Genomic DNA, 20,199 nt, shown 5'->3' on the forward strand with positions numbered 1-20,199 from the left:
AGGAGGAAAACATGCTTGCTTTGAACGGCGTCCGGATCGCGTCTGTGCTCGTGGGGCTCGGCGTTTTGGCTGGCTGCAGCGATGGCGGGAGCAGCGGCGGGCCAGGCACGCCCGCGGCCGGGGCACTGACCTACCATCGCGACATCAAGCCGCTCGTGGACACGAAATGCGGCAACTGCCACGTCGAGGGCGGCATCGGCCCGTTCCCGCTCACGACGTACGAGGAGGTCTCGGCGATGCGCGGGGCCGTCGAGGCCGCCGTCGTGGCGAAGACGATGCCGCCCTGGCCGGCGAACAACGATTGCAACGATTACCTCGGCGACAGGTCGCTCACGGACGAGCAGATCCAGACGATCACGCGCTGGATCGGGGACGGGGCGCCCGAGGGCAACCCGGCGGACGCGCCCGTGCCCGTCGAGGACACCGCGCAGACGCTCTCGCGTGTCGACCTCGAATTGCCGATCCCCGAGGCGTACACGCCGAAGGTAGCACCCGACGATTACCATTGCTTCTTCGTCGACTGGCCCGCAGAGGAGACGACGTACATCACGGGCATGGGCGTCGAGCCGGGGCAGAGGTCGCTCGTCCATCACGTCATCGCGTTCGTGGCCAAACCCGACAAACTCGCGGATTTCCAGGCGCTCGACGACGCCGAGCCGGGTGTCGGTTGGACCTGCTACGGCGGCCCTGGCGGCGGTCCTTCGTCGGCGGGCTGGGTCGGCGCGTGGGCGCCCGGCAGCCTCGGCGCCGATTACCCGGCGGGCACGGGGATCGAGATTCCCCCGGGCTCGAAGCTCATTGTGCAGATGCATTACAACACCTCGACGGCGGCGGCGGCGCCGGATCAGACGAGGCTCCTCGTGCGCACGGACAAGACCGTGGAGAAGAAGGCCGCGATCATGCCGTTCACGAAGATCTCCTGGGTCACGCAGCAGACGATGACGATCCCCGCGCACACGAGCGACGTGATGCACGAGGTCACGGCCGATCCCTCATCGTATTTGAGCATCGCCACGGGCGGCGCCCTGCCGTCGAACGCGCCCGTCACCATCCACACGGCCGGCGTGCACATGCACACGCGCGGCAAGACCGGCCTCTTGCAGGTCGTGCGTGGTGGCGCGGAGGAGTGCCTGGTCGACATCCCGTCGTGGAATTTCCACTGGCAGGGGTCGTATGCGTTGAAGGCGCCCACCCGCTTCGAGCCGGGCGATCAGCTCCACCTGAAGTGCACCTGGGACAACGCCGAGATGTACGACATCAACTGGGGCGAAGGGACGAACGACGAGATGTGCCTCGGCACCGTCTACGTCAGCGAGTGACGAATCGTCCCCCTCACCAACGCCATACATCTTAGCAAAAACATTCTCGTTTTCAAGTCTTGCTGAAACGGGGCCCCGCCCGTAGTTTCCGCCTCGCCGGTGACCTTTTCGTCATCCGGCGGGAGGGAGCATGGAAGGTACGGGCGAACGGCCCATTTCCAGCGAACCCGGGCCTGTCGTCGCCGAGGAGCTCCGGCTCCTCGCGCGGACCCACGAGGCCCTCGCAGAGGCGCGAGGCTCGCGCAGCGGCGCGCGGCCGGACGGGGAGGGCCTGCGCGCGCTCCGGGACGAATGGAATACGGCCGGCGAGGAGGACCGGCCCGCCTTGCTCGCGCAAATGCACGAGGAGCGGGCGCGGTTTTCGAGGGTGCGCGAGGATCGGCTTCCGGATCCGGCGGCGCCATATTTCGCGCATCTACGCGTGCGCGTGGCGGGGCGCGTGCGGGACGTGATGCTCGGCGCGGCGCCGCTGCTCGACGGCAAGCGCGGCGTCACGATCGTGGAATGGCGAAAATCCCCGATCGCGGAGGTGTTTTTCTCCTGCGAGGAGGGCGAGGACTACGAGATCGAGGTGGACGGCCGCGTCATCGAGGGGAAAGTCGAGGAGCGGCGATTGCTCACGTTCGAGGGGGGCGCGCTCGCGAGCATCACCGTCCCGGGCGGCGTGCTCCTGCGCGAGGGCGATACGTGGCGTTTCGAACCGCGCGCGTGGGCCCCCAGGCTCGTGGATCCCACGTCTCCGCGGCGGACGCCGGAGACGCGCAATCCGTTCATCACGCTCGACGCCGAGCAGCAGGCCCTCGTCGATCGGGAGCCGCGCGCGCCGCTGCTCGTGCTGGGCTCGGCCGGCTCGGGAAAAACCACGGTGGCGCTGCATCGCGTGGCCGCGTTGCGCCGGCGTTCTCCGGAGGTCTTTCCGGCCAAACGTATGCTCGTGCTCGTCCCCGAGCCGGGGCTCCGTCGTTTATCGGAGCGGATCCTCGAAGGGCTCGCCGTGGAGGGCGTCTTTGTGCGCACGTTCGAGGACTGGATCCGCGCCGAGGCGCGACGCGTGTTCACCTGGCTCCCGCATCGCGAGCCCCCGGATCCTCCGTTCGCCGCGTCGCGCTTGAAGCGTCACCCGGCGCTCTTCGCGGCGATCGAGCGGCTGATCGACGAGGATACGAGCGTTATCGCGCGCAAGCTCGACCGGCTGCTCGGCTTCCGCGGCGCGCTTCGGAAGGAGCTCGAAGCGCGGAACGAGCCGATCCTCCGGGACCGGCTGCGGGCGATCGAGGCGGGTTTGGCGAAAGAAACGCCCGGGGAGAAGGGGCGGCTCCTCCGGGAGGCGCTCGCCGAGGAGCAGGACAAACTCGCGCGGGTGCGGGGTGATCATCGGAGGCTCGTGGGGGATCGGGCGCTGCTCGCGCGTGCGGTCCTGGCGTCCGAAGGTGATTTGCCGGCGGGGATCGTGGAGCAAGTCGCGGCGCACACGAAGCAGCAGCTCGCGACGACGAGCGAGGAGGCCTATGCGCACGTGGACGCGGACAGGCTCGCCACGCTCGACGGGCGGACGCTCGACGCAGGCACGCCCGAGGAGACGTCGGGCACGGTGGACGTGGAGGATTATGCGATTCTCTTCGAATTGCTGCACCGCAGGACGGGCGCGAGCGCGACGAAGGCCGGGGCGCTGTCGCGTTATGCGCACATCGTGCTCGACGAGGCGCAGGAGCTCGCGCCGATCGAGCTCCGCGTGATTGGACGCGCGCTCGATCCAGAGGGGAGCGTGACCGTGGCCGGAGACGCGGCGCAACGAATCGATCGGTCGGGCCATTTCCGCTCGTGGGAGGCCGTGATGGAGGCGCTCTCCGTGCGGAGTGAGCCGGCCTTTTTGGAGACGTCGTACCGCTCGCCGCGGCCCGTCGTGGAGTTTGCCCACGTGATCCTCGGCGCGGACGCGCCCGCGGAGATGCCGCGCGCGCCGCGGGAGGGCGCGGACGTGCTCCGGACGATCGCGGCAGGCGAGGGGCACGCCGCGGCGGTGCTTTGCGAGGCGCTCCGGCAATTGCGCGCCGACGATCCGTATGCGTCCGTGGCGATCATCGCGCGCGACGAGCCTTCCGCGCGGGCCGTGCACGAGGCCGTCTCCCGGGGCATGCCGTGCCGCCTCGTGCGGGACGGGGATTTTTCGTTCGGGCCTGGGATCGAGGTGACCGAGGTGTCCGAGGTGAAAGGCCTCGAGTTCGATTACGTGATCGTCCCGGATGCGAGCGCGAAGGTCTGGCCGGACGCCCCGGAGCATCGGCGGGCGCTCCATGTGGCGGTGACGCGTGCGATGCGGCGGGTGTGGATCGTGTCGCCGGGGGAGCCTTCGCCGATTTTGCCTTCGGAATGAGGAGCCTCGCCCCCCCCGGGCGCTCCCTCAGAACAGCAGCTTCACCGCCTCCGCAAGCTCCGCCGGCGAGAGCACGCTGTTCGCCGCCACCGGCCCGTGGCCGACCAGGTAATCCACGGCGCGCAGCCCCTTCGTATCGGCCGCGTATTTGTCGGCGCCCGCGTCGAGCAAGAGCCGGATCATCGGCAGTGATCCGCGCGCGGCCGCGTACATGAGCGCGGTCCGCGCGTCGTGCGCGAGCCTGAACGAACCCCACCTGAACGTCGTAGAGTCCACGAACGCGCCGCGCTGGAGCAGGAGACGCGCAGATTCCACACGATCCTGCTGCGCGGCTACCATGAGCGGCGTTTTTCCGAAATCGTTCGTCGCGTTCGGATCGACCTCGAGATCGAGCTCCTTCTCCTTGCCGGGCTCGACCGAGAGCTCCAAGAGGACCGGCAATGCAGCGGGATCGAGCACCGCCATGTGGATGAGCGGATCCCGGCCCGTGTTCGCCGCGCATTTGTCGAAGGGCGCGAGGCGCGCCGCGTCCTTGTGCTCGCCCTTCTCGATGAACGCGCGGATCTCCGCGGCCGGCGCGCCGTCCGTGACGAGCTTGCGCAAGGAGCGGGGCGGCGGCGCGTCGCCGCACGCAGCGCCCCAGACGACCTCGAAGAGGCCCGCGTGCGCGGCGTGTTTCGCCTGCTTCTCGTCGAGGCCTCGGGTCTGGTAATGGGCGATGAGCTTCTTTTCGAGCGCCTCGGCGAGGCGGGAGAGCCGGCCGAAGATGACGCGGCTCTCGGGCGTCATGTACGACCAGGTCTCGTAGGGCGCCATGGCCGGCTCGGGTTTGTCGAGGAATGACTTGGGGTCGACTCGCATCGTCTCCTCGCGCTCCTTGAGCGCGGCCGCGAGCGCGAAGCGCATCGTGCCCCCGTGATTGACGTAGAAGTTGCCGTCGGCCTCGACGGTCGCGTCCGTGTACGCTCCGAGCTCCCGGTCGGGGAAGCCCTTCACGAAGCCGCGACCCCAGGCACAACCCGAGCGCGGGAGGAAATTGTCGCGGTTGCCCCCGAAGAGCGGCGTCGTCGCTGCGAGGATCTTCGGCCGCGCGAGGAGCACGGCGCAGGGGATGGCATAAAACGCCGACGATGTATTCGCAGCCTCGGTCGAGGAGGCGACCCGGAGGATGCCGAGCAAGCTCTCGTCCGTGCCGTCGTAGGCGCGGAGGTCGATGGAGCTGTCTTCCAGGACGACCTCGTCCTGGTTTTTCTTCGCCGCGGCACGGCTCGCTTTCTCGACTTCGCCGAGCAGCTTTTTGATCTTCGCGTCACGCGCCGCCGATTGCGGTCGGAACGCGTGCAAGAAGAGCGCGTAATCGAGCTTGCCCACGGCGTCCTTCTTCGACGCCGCTTCGAGTGGCTTCTCCGCCGCGTCGGGTTTTTCCCCCATGAACACGATTGCCGCGTCGCGATCCCAGGGCTCGGCAGGCAACGCCGGATCGGCGGCGGCGGGCGTCTCCTTCGGCGGCTCGGGTTTCTTGGGGAGCACGTCCGCCACGGTCCCCGCAGGGTCCTTTGCAAAACGCTCCATCAGATCGAAATCGAGCTCCCGGCCTTTCGGCGTGGGGCAGCCGAGGACCGGGCCCGCGGCCTTTTCGAGGCGCTTCGCGGCCGCCTCCACGAGGGCGCGCCGGCCGAGGATCGTGCGGCAGGGCAGGCGCAGCCAATCGCCGTCGCGGAATCGGTCGGTCTCCCGGAGGACGATGCCCTCGAACCGCTTGAAGAGGTTGTAATCGGCGTTCTGGAAGTCCTCTCCGCTCGCGAGGACGAGCGCGGCGTCGACGAGCCGCATCGTGGCCACGAGCCGGATCATCGTCCCCTCGGGCCCCTCGGCTTTCGCCGCGGCGATCGCCCCGACGCGGCGCGCGTAATCGGCCCCGCTGCCCTCCTTGGGTTTGGCTTCGTTCGAGCCGCCCACGATCGCGTCGAGCTTCGCTTGCGCCTCCTTCGCAATCGCGGCGAGTTTGTCCGGCGCGCTCGGATCGCCGTCGAGCACGGCCTTGTACGCCCCGACGAGCGCTTCGAATGGATGCGCCGTCACGCCGGCCGGCAATGTCGCGGGCTCTTTTCCGGCGGCCACCCGTTCGAGGTTGCCCTGGATGCGCGCGAGGACGCGCCGCGGCTGATCGTACTCGCCCGTCCGTACCTCGCGAGGCTTGACGATGGGCGCGGACGCAGATGCGGAAGCCGACGCGGAGGCCGCCGGGGACGGGGGGCCGGAGGCAGGTTTGTCGCACGCGGCGACGAGCCCCGCCGCGAGGGCGAGCGAAGACCACGAGGCGAACGCGCGCGCGCGCGGGCCGAAAGCGAGCAACATGGCGGCATCGTACACGCCCGCCCGCGCGGATGTCAGCGCCCGACGGCGAACGCGACGAGCGCGGCGAGCGCGACGGCGATCGTCGCGTACGTCGCGGTTCTCCAGGTGTCGAGGGGCGAAGCGCTGACACGCGGCCTGGTGGGCTCGCTGCGCGGCGCGTCGGTCATGGCGGGCTCGCACCACGTGACGCCCGCGCTCGCGGCGGCGCCGGCGCGCGCTTCGAGGTGGAGCTGCGCGATACCAGCCCCGTCCTCACCGAACGGCCGCAGGATGCGCAGCACGACGCCGCCCTCGAGCTCGCTCGGCAGGCGCACGCGCACGAGGCGCGCCGTCGGATCTCCCGGGACGCGATGGCCGCCGCGCCGGCCGCAGCCGTCGCAGCCGCCGCCGTCGCAGCGGGCGCAGGCGACACGCGCGGGGATCACGACCTCGATCACGGCGCCGGCCCAGCCGGCTGGCACCTCGATCACGAGCCGCCCGCGTGGCTTGTCGCAGGCGTCGAGCGCGGCAGGGTCCAGAACGCGGGAGAGGGCCTCGCCCATCGACCCCATTCATGCCTCGAACCGGCGCCCAGGGGAAGAAAGATCCTGCTGGCTCCCGGCGGAGTGGATGTATGCTGCGCGCGATGAAGCAAGCCTTCGCTTTTTCGATGGTCGCCCTCGGGCTCGCGTTCGCCGCGGGGTGTGGCGCCAAGGTCGTCGTGGACGCGCCGAGCGAGGGGACGGGCGGCGCCGGCGGGACGACCCAGTCCTCCTCATCCAACGGCCCCGCATCCATTACGGTCAGCGTGGGGCCCGGCCCGATGGTGTCGAGCGTCGGCCCCGGCCCCGGCCCCGGTCCGAGCGTCGTGAGCAGCACCTCGAGCGGCCCCATGTCCTGCGACTTCCAGGGCGATTGCCAGTTTTGTATCGAGTGCTCGACGAACTCGATCTGCAACGGGCTCTGGACGAAGTGCCTCGCGACCCCGTCGTGCGACGGTCTCTTGAATTGCCTGCCGACCTGCCAGGACCAGCTCTGCTTCGACAAATGCCTGGAGACCTTCCCCGACGGGATCGAGCTTTACAACGAGACCGCGATTTGCCTCGTTTGCCAGTCCTGCTTCAACGATTGCGACGGCGGGGGCCAAGGCTGCCCCTGAAGTCGCCGTGAACCTCGGGTTTACCTTGCAAACCATGAGCACCGAACCCCCACAGCATTTTCTCCATACCCTCGGCGCGGGCGCGATCGGCATTGGCATCGGCGCGGCGGTGCTCCTGCTCTGCGCGATCGCCCTGCCGCGCGCCGAGCGACGGGCCACGCTGCGCACGCCGCTCGTCCTGCTCGGGCTGCACATCCTGACCGTGCTCGCCCGGCTGCCTCTGCCGGAAGGGAAGATCGAGCGCGGTCTCGAGGTCCTCGGCCTGGGTTTCCTGCTGTTCTCGCTGGCCCGCGCGCTCTTCGTGCTGATCGTCGACGTGGTCGTGAGCGCGCGCCTGTCGAAGCCGCTGCCGCGGATCATCCGCGACATCGTCCAGGGGCTCGTCTACCTCGGGGCGCTCGCGATCGTGCTGCGCGAAGTGGGCGTCGAGCCCGGCTCCTTGCTCACGACGTCCGCCCTGCTGACGGCCGTGATCGGTTTGTCCTTGCAGGAGACCCTGGGCAACCTCTTCGCCGGGCTCGCGATCCAGGCGCAGACGCCGTTCGAGGTCGGCGACTGGATCGGGATCGACGGCGATCCGAAGCTCATCGGCCGGGTGGTCGAGATCAACTGGCGCGCGACGACCGTGCTCACGCTGGAGCAGGTCGAGCTCGTCATCCCGAACGGCGTGCTCGCGAAGACGACGATCCGCAATTTCACGAAGCCGACGCACGTCGCGCGGCGCACCGTGACGGTGCAGGCGCCTTACGAGGTCTCCCCGCGCCGCGTCGAGGAGGCATTGCTCGAAGCCGTGCAAGAGATCCCGGGCATCCTCGCACAACCTCCGCCCGCGGCGCAGACGCGCGACTTCGGCGACAGCGGCATCCAGTACGTGGTCAACTACTTCATCGAGGATTTCGCGCTGCGCGATCGGATCGACTCCACGGTGCGGCACCGGATCTGGTACGCGTTCAAGCGCGCCGGTATCTCGATTCCGTATCCGATGCGCACGGTGCACACGCACGCGGTGACGCCCGAATCGCGCGCGGAGGAGACGAAGCAGGACACGGAGCGGCGAAAGGCGGCGCTCGGGGCGGTCCATTTCCTCGCGCCGCTGCCCGATGCCTCGCTGGAGCGGCTCGCGGCCCTCTCGCGCACGTGCCACTTCATGCCCGGCGAGGCGGTCATCCGGCAGGGCGAGATGGGCAGCGAGCTCTTCATCGTGCAGAAGGGCGAGCTCGCGGTGATCGTGGGGCGCGGCGAGGGCGGGAGCGTCGCCGAGGTGGCGCGGCTCGGCCCCGGGCAGTTCTTCGGGGAAATGTCGCTCATGACGGGCGAGAAGCGCGCCGCCACGGTGAAAGCGACGACGGACTGCGAGCTCGTCGAGGTGAGCAAGGGCGCCTTCCAGGAGGTGCTCGCCGCGGACCCGCGCCTCGTCGAGCAGATCACGCGCGCCCTCGTCGATCGGCAGATCGCCCTCGAGGAAAACCTCTCCGCGCGCGCGACGAGGAGCTCACGGGCCGAGGCCGACGCGAAGAGCTCGGCGCTCCTCGCCAAGATCCGGCAGTTTTTCCAATTGTGACATTCTGCTGAACGCCGGGCCCGGTCGCCCGTTCGTCGCGGTATGCGGTTTGCCCCCCGAAAGCCAGGGAGGGAGCCGTGGCGCGATTTCTACACGGGCGCATGTCGCGGGGTACAGCGCTGGCCGGATTGGCGGTGCTGGGTTTGTCGTTCGGCTGGCTCGCTCGTCGGGCGCGCGCCATCAGCCTGCAAGGCAAGGTCGCGGTCGTGACCGGCGGGTCGCGGGGGCTCGGATTGCTCATGGCCGAGGAGCTCGTCCGAAAGGGGGCGCGCGTGGCCATTTGCGGGCGAGATCCGGATGCCGTGGACCGCGCGACGAAGCTTTTGCTCAGCCGGCACGGCGCAGACGTGCTCGGCGAGGCGCGCGACCTCGGCGATCCGGCCGAAGCGGCCGCGTTCGTCGACAGCGTGGTTTCGCGGTTCGGGCGGATCGACGTGCTCGTGAACAACGCGGGCGTGATCCAGGTGGCCCCGCTCGAGATGATCGACGCGGCGAAGATCGATGAAGCGATGCGCTCGAATTTCTGGAGCGCGGCGAACATGACGTTCGCGGCGATGCCACACCTCGGACCGGACGCGCGCATCGTGAACGTGACCTCGGTCGGCGGGCGCGTGCCGCTGCCGCACATGCTCGGCTACACGGCCTCGAAATTCGCCATGGTGGGTTTTTCCGAGGCGCTCGCCGCCGAGCTCCGCGCGCGCGGGACGAAGGTGACGACGGTGGTGCCGGGCCCGATGCGGACGGGCTCGTTCTACAATGCAGAGTTCCTGGGCCGGCAGAAGGAGGAGTTCGCCTGGTTCAGCGTGCTCTCGTCCTTGCCGCTGCTCTCGATCGACGCGAAGATCGCGGCCGAGCGCATCGTGCGCGCGGCGCGGGAAGGGCAAAGGGAGGTGCACCTCGGGCTCGTGGGGCGGATCTTGCCGGTGCTGCACGGGCTCGCGCCGCGGCTGTTCGGGCTGATTTCCACGGCGATCGCGCGCCTCTTGCCGCCGCCGGGCCATAGCGTGGAGCGGTGGAGGGGGCGTGAGATCGACTCGACGTTGCACGGGTCGCTCCTGCTCGAGCTCGGGAACCGCGCGGCGCGGGAGAACAACGAGGAGCCGCCGGTCTGAAAGGTCGCGCTCCCGTCGTGGGTCATTTCGGTTGCGGCTTTGCCCGCGCCTTGCGGCGAGCCTCGCGACGCTCGATGAGCTCGCGGAAGAGACGGGCGCGCTCCTCGATCTCCGCCTCAATCATTCTTTCAAGGTGTTGTTGAAAACCGAGGCCATATGCGAAGGGGACAGCCATCTGAAACCCAGTAATATTTTCATCAAATCCTTCCCACCGAAGCGGAACACCGCTCTGCATGAGCTTGCAGCGAATGCCTATCAGGGCATTCTGGAGCGCCGCCATCGAATCGTCACTGCGGCCATATTGAATCGAGTCGTCACCCAACCCCAGGATGATGAAGGGGCATCTCCACTCCTCGGCTCCAGGGGGCCACTCAGGAGAACCGACGCGGACCACGACGATGCCCCCGACGGCATCACGTCGCTCGAGACGGCGCTCGGCAATCCAGCGTGTTCGTTTGGTCTTTGATGTGGTCTTCTGAGGCTGGGACATTACCAGTATCCTAGTTTCTCGTTGCACCAGTTTCGCTTGCTCTGTTCGCTATTGTTCGTTTCACTCCAGCACGCCTGACGCGCTTGTCGATTGGTTATCGACCGGCAGAACTCCTCCCACAGCGCCCCACCACCCGCGGCGGCGTCGAGGCAGCGGTTCAGGTTCGGCTTGGGCCGCTTCCGAGCCACCTCCGCGACATCCTTGCTGACCTCCAGCGAAGCGGCCATCACGACGACGATGGGGCCCGCCTCGATGATGAGGTCGGCGAGGGCGACGGCCACGGCCACGATCACCGCGGGGTTCCCCACGAGCCCACGCTCGGCCGGCGTCGGGTCGTCCCCAGGCGCGGGCGATTCGGACAGGCGCACCTTGCGCACCCGGAGCAGGTCCTCCGGGACGGTCATGCCTCGCAGCGCGATCCGCGTGCACGCCGCGAGATCCGCATGGGGCACGCCCTTCGACTCCACATCGACCACGCCGCCCTCTTCATCGACCTTCACCGTGTAGTCGAACGTGTAGTACCCCCGGGGAAGGTCGCCACCGAACTCATCGACGCATTCTCGCAGGCGCTCTGCGGTGGCATCCGGCACGCGCGGGCGGTCGTCCTGCTGCGCCAGTTGTCTGACCGTGGCCCCGCAGCCGAGGGGCACGAGCGCCGCCGTCGCGCAACCGAGGAGCCCCCACGAGAGGAGGTTACGCAGGCGTCGAGACGTCACCACCAGAGGCGATCAGACGTTTCGGATCCTGTCAACGTGGCGTGTGTTTGCCCTCACGTCCGATGGAGGGGCTGGACATGGGGTGTACGGAACAAGTGTGTTGTGGCACCAAACTTACGTACATTAACCCCTGTTCGAGCGCACGGAAACGCAAATCACAGGACCACAATTCCGACGTGTCCTAGCTGTGCGAAGCGTCTGGAGGCGTTCGGGATGAAGAGGGCGACATGTTCAGGTCTCCGGGATGGTCTGCAGAAACCGAAGCACGACTGATGGCCGCCGGATGGCACAAAGATCGCAGAGACACGCAGCGGGTTGCGCAGTGGCGGCGAAAGCTGGAAAACCCAAACGGGTTTCGAATGTCCATTGCAGCCGAAAGAGCTCTGGAGGAGTTCGGCGGCATTCGTGTGGACTGCGAAGGGCCCGGTCTCGAGTGCGCCCGGGGGGGCTTCGACCTGGACCCGGGGCTCGCGAGCGGCGAAGAGGACCGGTTCGACGCCTTCCGGGATCAGGTGGGGAGTGATCTCTTCCCACTGGGGGAGGCATACAACGGTCAGGCATTTCTCGCAATTGATGGCATGGGCCGCGTCTATCTACTCGGTGACAGAATCCAACTGCTTGGCGCCAATATCCATAGCGCGCTGGACTCCATCTTGGTGGGACGCTTACCCAGGGGGTGAAGATCGTGCCGCGGGCGGCCCTCGGGAGGCCCCTTCGCCTCTATCCCAGGCTCCACGAGGTAAGTCCATAGCGGAGAGCCACCCCGCGGGTGGTCCTCCAGGCCGAGTCAGGGTAGGTCGCGGAGCCCCGGCGGGGGTGCGGACGCGATATGCGGAGAGGCCGCCACCCACCTCCTGCCTCGCGGACCTGAGAACATTCAGACCAGCGTCCCCACGCTCGCATCCGCCGTCGCCTGCGCGTGCATCCGCCGAATGCAAAGCCTCAGCCCTTCGCGCAGGTTCGCGCACGTGATCACCCGCGACAGGTCGAGCCCCAGGCTCACCACGGTTTGCGCGACCGTCGGCCGGATGCCCGTGATGATGCCCTCGGCGCCGAGCAGGCGAATGGCCGAGATGAGCGAGAGGATGTGGGCCGCCGTCGCCGTGTCCACGATTTCGACGCCCGTGAGGTCCAGGATCGCATAACGCGCGCTCTGCCGGGAGACCGCCGTGAGCAGGTCGTCCATCACCCGCGCGGCGCGCGCGCTGTCGACGACGCCCACCATGGGGAGCGTCACCACGCGGTCCCAGACCTCGATGATCGGCGTCTCCAGGTTGCGGATGACCTCTTGCTGGCGCTCGATGAGATTCAGCCGGTTTTGCAGCTCCTGCATGGCGCGCTTCGATTCGCTCTTGTCGAACGACAAGCCGATGGCGCCGATGACCTCGCCGTTCTCGTCCTTGACCGGGGAAAACCAGTTCTCCCAGAGGACGCCGTGTGCTTCGACGATGTAGTGCCGGTCCTCGCCGCGAAGGGCGCGCTCGACGTTCTCCAGGATCACGGCATCGTGCGCGTACGCCTCGAGCAGGCACTTGCCGAGGTTGAAGTTCTGGCCAAGGCCGCTCGTGGTCAGGCTCTTGCCCTCATTCAAGGTGCAGTAGCCGTTCCGATCCACGACGGAGACGGCGATCTCCAGATTGTCGAGGAGCATGCGCAGGATCCGCTCCGGAGCCTTCTCGCTGGGCTGCACGGCAGGGGCGGGCGCGGCAGGGAGGAGCACGGCGTGGATCTCGGAGCCCTCCTTCACCCGGCGCGCGCTCCAGGAGAATGCCTGGTCGCGCCCGTCCGCCCCCCGGAGCCGGCTCACGGCGCGGAGCGCCTTGCCGTCCTCCGGCAGACGTGACCAGAGCGCCTGGAAGTCGCCCCGATCCTCGGGGTGAACGGCCTCCAGGAGCGACCGACCCTCGGCGCCATGCTCGCCGAAGGCATACGCGGCCTCCTGGTTCGCCTTTGTGATGACGCCCTCGGGGCTCGCCACGAAATAGATGCCCGGGCACGCGTCGAGAAACGACTCCAGCATGACCTCTCCCGCCATCGTTCGTGCGTACCACCAAGCAACGTATCATTGCAATGTTGCAATTTGGATTTTCATGGCGTCATTGCGCTGACGGGAGGGTGTGTCATTGGTATGTGGTCTCGCGCGTTTCCATCATGTGAATTCCAGGGGCTCCGTCGGCCCGTCTGCTCGCGAGGGCCCTTCCCACGCGGCCGCCCTTTCGCTCTCATGTCCGGGTGCGCACCCGAGCCCTCACCCTCCTCGCGCGTATCACGGCCGGGATCCTGTTTCCCCTCGTGCTCGGCGCGTCCGGCTGCTGCGGCTGCCCGGTGGGCCTGTGCACGTCGCTGATGAAGAGCCTGCCGGGACCGGGGTCGTCGCCGCCTTCGACGGGGCCCTCGCTCGGTGTGGGCGGCGGAGCGGGCGAATCCGAGGCCGAGACCGAGCAGGGCGAGCCGAGCGCGCCGCTCGCGCCCGAGGGCGCGCAGGCCGAACGTCAGCCCGTCCACGGGAGCGCCGAGAAGCCGGGCCTGAGCCTCGACAGCAGGCTGCCCATTCGCGGGGCGCTGCAAAAGCAGGCGAACGGAAAGACGCGCTTCGTGCCGCATTCGGCCACGGCCGCAGCGCCGATCGGGGACGGGTCGTCCTTCGTCGTCGCCGGCGTCACGGGCCTCTGGCAACACGATACGAAGACGCTGGCGAAGCGCTCGCGCCTCGTCCCCGAGCACGTGCTGGATGTCGCCGCGGCGCCGGACGGCGCGCGGTTCGCGTATACGCTCTCCGGCGGCCGCGTGCGGGTCGTCGAGTACCCGAGCCTCAAGCAGAGCGCGGCGGCGACCGTCGACGTGCCGGTTCGCATGCGGTTCTCCGCGGATGGCAAGCACGTCGCGTTTGGCTCGGAGAGCGACACGGTCACGCTCCTCGACGTCCCCACGGGCAAGACCCACGTGTTCGACACGGACGAGGACGTGAACGACGTCTTCCCCATGCCGGATCGGCCCGGGGAGGTCGCGTATGCGAGCGACGACGACGAGTTCGCGATCGTCGACGTCTCGAAGGGCCGCAAGGTGTTCGGCTCGGAGCCGCTCGTGGAGCGCTGGCGGTCCGGCAACCGTCCCTTCTTCACGATGCGTGATCAGCAAGCCGTCGCCTACGATCCGGTCACGAAGATGCTGATCGGCGGCGGGGACGACAACATGCTCTGGCGGGTCGACGATCTGCGCGGATCCCCTTCGATCCGGTCGCCCATCGAGCTCGGAGGCAACGTCGTGGAGATCGCCTGCTGCGCGGGGCAAACGGCTGCGGACCGCGCGGCGTACGTGGCCGTGGACGACCTCCGGGTGCGCGCCGTGGCCCTCGACGGGCGGCTCGGGCCGCAGTTCGGGCCGCTCATGAGCAGCGTGGGCTCGTTCAAGATCCGCATCGCGCTCCTGCCCTCGGGCGACGTGCTGGTCGTGCCGCAAGGCACGCTCTACCGCTGGGCGCCGCGCACGGGCGAGGCGCTGCGCTCGTCCGATTACGCTGCGCCCTCCGTGTTCTCGGCGAGCGCGCTCGACGCCGACACGGTGTACGTGCTGTGTGACGTGGGGGTCTGCATGGTCCACCGCGTGGCCCACGGCGCGCCCGCTGCGGACGTGGAGACGGTGATCCTCGGGGAGCTTCCGGGCCTCGGGATGCGCACGATCCTGCCGTTCGACGATGGAACCCGCGTGATCGTGACCTCGAAGGACAACAAGCTCCGGCTCGTGTACCTGGCGCCCGGCGGCGTGCTGGAGGCGCCGATCGACACGTCCGCGGAGGCCTCGTTCGGCGAGAAATACGCCCGGCGCGACGGCCGGACACACGGGTGCATCGAGCCCGGCGGCGACGTCTACGAGATCACGGCGACTCCGCGCGGCGCGCGCAAGGTGGGTACGGCCGCGGGCAGCGGGCCCGTGTCGTCGTTCGACTGGGACGCGGCCTCGAAGCGCTGGCGCATCGGGCGCGGCAAGCACGGGTTCGTGTACGTCCCGTGAAACACGCCCTCACCCCCGGCCCCTCTTCCTCGTGGGAGAGGGGAGAGGGCGTCATCCGCGGCGCTTGAAGAACGCGTCGAGCGCGGCCCGATGCGCTTCGCCGCCCCAGACCTCGGCGAAGATCGCCCGCTCGCGCTCGATCGCGTCGCCGCGCATCGCCATGCGGACGGCCGTGAGCGCGCGCTTCTGCGCCGCGACCACGGCGCGCGCGCTCTCCGCGATGCGCCCGATGCGCGCGAGCGCCCGCTCGCGCGACGTTCCTTTCGGCACGACCTCGTTCACGAGACCGAGGCGCGCGGCCTCCTCGGCGCCGATCCTCTCGGCCGAGAACATGAGCCGCGGCGCCTCGATCGGCCCGACGCGCTCGACGAGCCGCGTGAGCCCGCCCCAGGCCGGCGACAGGCCCATGCGGGCGTGCCGGAACGCGAGCGAGGCGTGGGCCTCGAGGATCACCATGTCGCAGAGGAGCAAGAGCTCGCAGCCGCCGCCGTAGACGTTGCCTTGCACCGCGGCCACGACGGGCAGCTCGCTCGTCTCCAGGACCGCGAGGTCCTCGTACATGTCGAGCACGACCGAAGGGCCGGCCCCTCCGCGCACGGCGCGGCTGATCTCGTGGAGATCGCCGCCCGACACGAACGTCTCTTCGCCCGTCGCGGTGAGCACGATGCCGCGGACCGTGGGGTCGGCTTCGGCCACGCGGACGGCCTCGGCGAGGCGGCGGGTGAGGTCGCGGTCGAGGGCGTTTCTGGTCTTCGGCCGGTCGATCGAGAGGACGAGCGCATCGCCCGTGGGCTCGATCTGGAGACTCAAGACGGCGCTCCGCGGACGCGGCCGTTCAGGCGGCCGTTCAAGCGGGCGGGCGGGGGCGTGAGGCGCCGGGGCACCATACGCTCGTCGTGGATCACGTTCGTGATGCGCAGGTCGACCTCGCGTTGCGAGATGCGCCCGTGCGTCGCGGCGTACTTCTCGGCGTGCTCGATGATGGCCGAGGCCACGTCGATGCCGCTCGCGCGCTCGACGCCTTCGAGGCCGGGAGAGCTGTTGATCTCGAGGATCTTCGGCTTCTTCTTCGATTCGAGCATGTCGACGCCGGCGACCTCGAGGCCCATCACCTTGACGGCGCGGATGGCCGCGTTGCGGTAGGCGGGCAGGAGCTTGACCTTGTCGCCCTTGCCGCCGCGATGCAGGTTCGAGCGGAATTCGCCGGGTTTGGCCACGCGGCGCATCGAGGCCACGACCTTGCCGCCGACCACGATGATGCGGATGTCGCGGCCCTTCGACTCGCGCACGTACTCCTGCAGCACGATGTCCTGGCCCATGGCCCAGAGCGTCTCCAGGAGCGAGTGCACGGCCTGGGGGGTCTCGGCGATCATGGTGCCGATGCCCTGCGTGCCCTGCTGGAGCTTGACGATGGCGGGACAGCCGACGAGGGCGAGGGCCGAGTCGACGCCGGCGGGGCTCCGGGCGCAGATGGTCGCGGGGACGTCGATGTTCTTGCGGTTCAGGAGCTGAAGCGCGCGCAACTTGTCGCGGCTCCGGGCGATGGAGACGGCGCTGTTCAGCACGGGCACGCCCATGAGGTCGAACTGGCGCACCACGGCGAGGCCGTAGTTCGTGATGCTCGCGCCGATGCGGGGGATCACGAGGTCGAACCGGGGCACGGGGTTGCCCTCGTGCAGCAGGCTCGATCGGCCCTTGGAGACGACGATCTGCAGGTCGAGCGGGTCGATGACCGTGACCTCGTGCCCGCGCGCGCGGGCGGCCAGGACGATCCGGCTGGTCGAGTAGAGATTGGCGTTACGCGAGAGGAGGAGGAACCGCATCCGGGGGGACCGAGGCTAGCAGAGCTTGGGAGCGGGGGCGCGCGCTTCCCTCGGCGTCGCAGGCCAGGATACGGCCTCACATTTCTTCCTCTTGCGTTCGCGAATGTTTCGTGTACGAATCATTTTCGAAACGCCGGGAAATCGTGGGGTGGGAGCGCCCCAGGGGCCGGCCAAAACGAGGAGACCGTGGCCATGTGGCAGCCCTTCACCGAGGAGCACGAGCAGTTCCGGAAGACCGTCCGCGCGTTCGCCGAGAAGGAGCTCGCGCCGCACGCGGAGGAGTGGGAGGCGGACGAGTGCTTCCCGAACTGGGTGTTCAAGCGCGCCGGCGAGCTCGGCATCCTGGGAGCCCATTTCCCCGAGGAGCACGGCGGGCAAGGCCTCGACTACTGGTTCAGCGCGGCGAAGGCGGAGGAGCTGCCGCGCTCGCGCCTGGCCGGCGTGACCATGGGCCTGCTCGTGCAGAGCGACATGGCGACGCCGGTGATCAGCGACCTCGGGACGAAGGAGCAGATCGAGGAGTTTTTGAAGCCCGTGCTCGCGGGCGACAAGGTGATCTCGCTCGGCGTGAGCGAGCCTGCGGCGGGCAGCGACGTGGCCGGCATCCGCACGACGGCGCGCAAGGACGGCGACGACTACGTGATCAGCGGGCAAAAGACGTTCATCACGAACGGGACGCGCGCCGATTTCGTGACGCTGCTGGCGAAGACGAGCCCCGACCGCGGGGCGCACGGCTGTACGTTTTTCCTGGTGCCGACGAACCTGCCGGGCTTCAGCGTCTCGAAGAAGCTGAAGAAGATCGGCAACAAGTCCTCGGACACGGCGGAGCTCTTCCTCGACGAGGTGCGCGTGCCGAAGCGCTACCTGCTCGGCGAGGAGAACATGGGCTTCATGTACCTGATGCAGAACTTCCAGAGCGAGCGGCTCATCGGCTCGGTCAGCGCGCTCGCCGGCGCCTTCTACACGCTGGAGCAGGCGGTCGCGTACGGGCGCGAGCGGGTGGCGTTCGGCAAGCCGATCATCAAGCGCGAGGTCTGGCAGCACAAGTTCGTGGACCTCTACACGCGCGCGGAGGCGGCGAAGTCCTTCGTGTACAAGTGCGTCGACCATTACAACGACGAGCGGTACGTGAAGAAGGGGCCGGTCAGCTTCGACACGGTGAAATACATCTCGATGTCGAAGGTGCTCGTGGGCGACGTGGTGAACGACATCATGGACGCGTGCCTGCAGTTCCACGGCGGCTGGGGCTACATCGAGGACTTCCCGATCGCCCGCGCCTGGCGCGACCAGCGGCTCTTCCGCATCGGCGGCGGGACGACCGAGACCATGAAGTACTACATCGCCAAATTGATGGGCTTCTGACCGTCCGGACCGACCCCCCGACCAGAAAAGTGCACCGGTGTAGGTTGGATCGCTAAAAAAACAGGAGACAAACGGGCTGGGAGGCTGTAGATACTGCGCCTCCCAAGCACGACGGGGCTGTAGCTCAGTTGGGAGAGCGCCTGACTGGCAGTCAGGAGGTCAGGGGTTCGATTCCCCTCAGCTCCACCGGCACGAAGGACGACGAGGGCGCCGCAGAAGATGCGGCGCCCTTCGTCGTTTCAGGGGTCGAATGCCGGAGATGGACACGATGCGCTCGGTCCGCGCGTGGCGAGTTGCCCTGGCAGGGTACGTGGTGCTGCTCGGGATCATCTCGGGCCTCGCGTACGCACGCGGGCTGCCGCTCGCGGTGCTATCGACGCCGTACCTCGACAAGGTGCTGCACTTCGTGCTGCTCGGCGGTGCCTCGTTCCTCGCGCGGCGGGCCACGGACGACACGCGCGTGCCGCGGATCGGGCTGCCTGCGGGGCCCTTCGTGGTGGGGCTCCTCGCGACGATCGAGGAGTGCGCGCAGAAGTTTTCACCGACGCGGACCTTCAGCTTGGGCGATCTGGCGGCGAACTTGCTCGGCGTGGTGGTCTTCGGCTGGCTCGGGAGGCCACGTCGGCGGAGCTGCCGCGGCGATTGACTGTTTTCTCGCGAGGCGTTTACGATCGAGAGGAGATCCGCGCGCGCTCGATCGCGCGAGCGCGCGTTCATGGATCGGCTTCTGGATCCTTTCGACTCGCGGAGCGCTTGGCATGAGGACTCACACGATCCGGCGGTGGATCACGGCTGCACTCCTCGCTGGCAGCGTGTCGGCGGCGGCGATGCGCGCGAGCGCGGCCGTGCCCGTGACGATCACCAACCAGGGGCGGCTCTTCGACGCGGACGACGCGCCGATCAACGGCGAGCTCACCGTGACGTTCGCGATCTACGACGCGGCGAACGCGCAGACGCCGCTCTGGAGCGAAGAGCACAAGGTCGCGTTCGACGAGGGGTTCTACTCGGTCTCGCTCGGCTCGATCGTTCCCTTCGACAAACTCTTCGACGGCTCGGTGCGGTACCTGGGGATCACGATCGAGAGCGATCCGGAGCTTCAGCCGCGCGCGCCCATCCAGAGCGTGCCGTACGCGCTGCTCGCGAACGACGTGAACGGGGACATCCACCCGACGAGCGTGACGATCAACGGCACCGAGGTGATCAACAACAACGGCGAGTGGGTCGGTCCGCCGACGGGGCTCGTGGGCCCGACGGGCGCGACGGGTCCGCAAGGTCCGGTCGGCGCGCAGGGCGCAGCGGGCCCCGCGGGTGCGACGGGCGCGCAGGGTCCGATGGGCCCGATGGGTGCGACGGGCGCGCAGGGCGCGGTGGGTCCGGCGGGGCCGATGGGTCCGGCCGGTCCGATGGGTCCGACCGGCGCGCTGGGTCCTGCGGGGCCGATGGGTCCGATGGGTCCGATGGGTCCGACCGGCGCGACCGGTGCGACCGGCGCCGTGGGTCCCGTGGGGCCGATGGGTCCGACGGGCGCGATGGGTCCGCAAGGGAACGTAGGCGCCACGGGGCCAGTTGGACCTATCGGTCCGCAGGGAGCGACGGGTCCACAAGGTGACGTCGGACCCATGGGACCGACGGGTGCAATGGGTCCGCAGGGAGCTGCAGGTCCGACCGGGCCTATTGGACCCATCGGTCCGCAGGGAGCGACGGGTCCGCAAGGTGACGTCGGACCCACCGGCGCGACAGGTGCAATGGGTCCGCAGGGAGCTGTCGGTCCGACGGGGCCAATTGGACCCATCGGTCCGCAGGGAGCGACGGGTCCCATGGGAGGGGTGGGACCCACCGGCGCGACAGGTGCAATGGGTCCGCAGGGAGCTGTAGGTCCGACCGGACCAGTTGGACCCATCGGTCCGCAGGGAGCGACGGGTCCCATGGGAGGGG

The 20,199-nt window shown here is 68.7% G+C and carries 17 protein-coding genes and 1 tRNA gene; 10 read left to right on the plus strand and 8 right to left on the minus strand.

The window, feature by feature from the left end; all coding sequences use genetic code 11:
* The first annotated feature begins 11 nt into the window (after positions 1-11).
* Together QHF84_RS12180 and QHF84_RS12185 are read left to right on the plus strand one after the other, a co-directional pair.
* Positions 12-1,319, plus strand: a complete 1,308-nt coding sequence (locus tag QHF84_RS12180) for a monooxygenase (RefSeq protein WP_281313420.1) — start codon at positions 12-14, stop codon at positions 1,317-1,319.
* 130 nt (positions 1,320-1,449) lie between these two features.
* Entirely contained in the window at positions 1,450-3,693 is a 2,244-nt protein-coding gene (locus QHF84_RS12185) for a 3'-5' exonuclease (protein ID WP_281313421.1), read from the plus strand.
* Positions 3,694-3,720: 27 nt separating this feature from the next.
* On the opposite strand, the gene QHF84_RS12190 is transcribed toward QHF84_RS12185, so the two are convergent.
* Both QHF84_RS12190 and QHF84_RS12195 read right to left on the minus strand, forming a co-directional pair.
* On the minus strand, positions 3,721-6,051 hold the full coding sequence (locus QHF84_RS12190) for an ankyrin repeat domain-containing protein (protein ID WP_281313422.1): 2,331 nt from the start codon (positions 6,049-6,051) through the stop codon (positions 3,721-3,723).
* 32 nt (positions 6,052-6,083) lie between these two features.
* Positions 6,084-6,602, minus strand: coding sequence for a hypothetical protein (locus QHF84_RS12195; protein WP_281313423.1), 519 nt, complete (start codon positions 6,600-6,602; stop codon positions 6,084-6,086).
* 74 nt (positions 6,603-6,676) lie between these two features.
* Between QHF84_RS12195 and QHF84_RS12200 the strand changes: the two genes are divergently transcribed.
* From QHF84_RS12200 to QHF84_RS12210, 3 genes are all read left to right on the plus strand, one after another.
* Complete coding sequence (locus tag QHF84_RS12200) at positions 6,677-7,189, plus strand: hypothetical protein (protein ID WP_281313424.1); 513 nt, start codon at positions 6,677-6,679, stop codon at positions 7,187-7,189.
* A gap of 34 nt (positions 7,190-7,223) precedes the next feature.
* Positions 7,224-8,750, plus strand: coding sequence for a mechanosensitive ion channel family protein (locus QHF84_RS12205; protein ID WP_281313425.1), 1,527 nt, complete (start codon positions 7,224-7,226; stop codon positions 8,748-8,750).
* A 77-nt stretch (positions 8,751-8,827) separates the two neighbouring features.
* Positions 8,828-9,862: an SDR family NAD(P)-dependent oxidoreductase gene (locus QHF84_RS12210; RefSeq protein ID WP_281313426.1), complete on the plus strand. Its 1,035-nt coding sequence runs from the start codon at positions 8,828-8,830 to the stop codon at positions 9,860-9,862.
* Between the two features lie 22 nt (positions 9,863-9,884).
* Here the strand turns inward: QHF84_RS12210 and QHF84_RS12215 are convergent, their stop codons facing one another.
* Positions 9,885-10,352: a hypothetical protein gene (locus tag QHF84_RS12215; protein ID WP_281313427.1), complete on the minus strand. Its 468-nt coding sequence runs from the start codon at positions 10,350-10,352 to the stop codon at positions 9,885-9,887.
* Positions 10,352-11,068 carry a hypothetical protein gene (locus tag QHF84_RS12220; RefSeq protein WP_281313428.1) on the minus strand — a complete coding sequence of 239 codons (717 nt, stop codon included), beginning with the start codon at positions 11,066-11,068 and terminating at the stop codon, positions 10,352-10,354. The genes QHF84_RS12215 and QHF84_RS12220 overlap by 1 nt, the downstream gene beginning before the upstream one ends.
* 227 nt (positions 11,069-11,295) lie before the next feature.
* On the opposite strand from QHF84_RS12220, the gene QHF84_RS12225 reads away from it, so the two are divergent.
* Positions 11,296-11,748, plus strand: coding sequence for an SUKH-3 domain-containing protein (locus tag QHF84_RS12225; protein WP_281313429.1), 453 nt, complete (start codon positions 11,296-11,298; stop codon positions 11,746-11,748).
* A 197-nt stretch (positions 11,749-11,945) separates the two neighbouring features.
* Here the strand turns inward: QHF84_RS12225 and QHF84_RS12230 are convergent, their stop codons facing one another.
* On the minus strand, positions 11,946-13,103 hold the full coding sequence (locus tag QHF84_RS12230) for a PAS domain-containing protein (protein WP_281313430.1): 1,158 nt from the start codon (positions 13,101-13,103) through the stop codon (positions 11,946-11,948).
* A gap of 197 nt (positions 13,104-13,300) precedes the next feature.
* Here QHF84_RS12230 and QHF84_RS12235 point away from each other — a divergent pair, with 197 nt between their 5' ends.
* Positions 13,301-15,079 (plus strand): hypothetical protein, encoded by a 1,779-nt coding sequence (locus QHF84_RS12235; protein ID WP_281313431.1) that lies wholly within the window; start codon positions 13,301-13,303, stop codon positions 15,077-15,079.
* Between the two features lie 51 nt (positions 15,080-15,130).
* Here the strand turns inward: QHF84_RS12235 and QHF84_RS12240 are convergent, their stop codons facing one another.
* Together QHF84_RS12240 and QHF84_RS12245 are read right to left on the minus strand one after the other, a co-directional pair.
* On the minus strand, positions 15,131-15,889 hold the full coding sequence (locus QHF84_RS12240) for an enoyl-CoA hydratase/isomerase family protein (RefSeq protein ID WP_281313432.1): 759 nt from the start codon (positions 15,887-15,889) through the stop codon (positions 15,131-15,133).
* Positions 15,886-16,902, minus strand: a complete 1,017-nt coding sequence (locus tag QHF84_RS12245) for a RimK family alpha-L-glutamate ligase (protein WP_281313433.1) — start codon at positions 16,900-16,902, stop codon at positions 15,886-15,888. The genes QHF84_RS12240 and QHF84_RS12245 overlap by 4 nt, the downstream gene beginning before the upstream one ends.
* A gap of 192 nt (positions 16,903-17,094) precedes the next feature.
* Between QHF84_RS12245 and QHF84_RS12250 the strand changes: the two genes are divergently transcribed.
* The 3 genes from QHF84_RS12250 to QHF84_RS12260 all read left to right on the plus strand — a co-directional run bounded on the left by QHF84_RS12250 (position 17,095) and on the right by QHF84_RS12260 (position 18,910).
* On the plus strand, positions 17,095-18,264 hold the full coding sequence (locus QHF84_RS12250) for an acyl-CoA dehydrogenase family protein (RefSeq protein WP_281313434.1): 1,170 nt from the start codon (positions 17,095-17,097) through the stop codon (positions 18,262-18,264).
* Between the two features lie 113 nt (positions 18,265-18,377).
* Positions 18,378-18,450 (plus strand) — tRNA-Ala (locus tag QHF84_RS12255).
* Positions 18,451-18,532: 82 nt separating this feature from the next.
* A complete protein-coding gene (locus QHF84_RS12260; protein ID WP_281313435.1) occupies positions 18,533-18,910 on the plus strand; it encodes a hypothetical protein in 378 nt (125 codons plus the stop codon).
* Between the two features lie 120 nt (positions 18,911-19,030).
* Here the strand turns inward: QHF84_RS12260 and QHF84_RS12265 are convergent, their stop codons facing one another.
* Complete coding sequence (locus QHF84_RS12265; protein ID WP_281313436.1) at positions 19,031-19,180, minus strand: hypothetical protein; 150 nt, start codon at positions 19,178-19,180, stop codon at positions 19,031-19,033.
* Positions 19,181-20,199 lie beyond the last annotated feature (1,019 nt).

The sequence above is a fragment of the Polyangium sp. y55x31 genome (genome assembly GCF_029946505.1).
GTDB lineage: Bacteria > Myxococcota_A > Polyangia > Polyangiales > Polyangiaceae > Polyangium.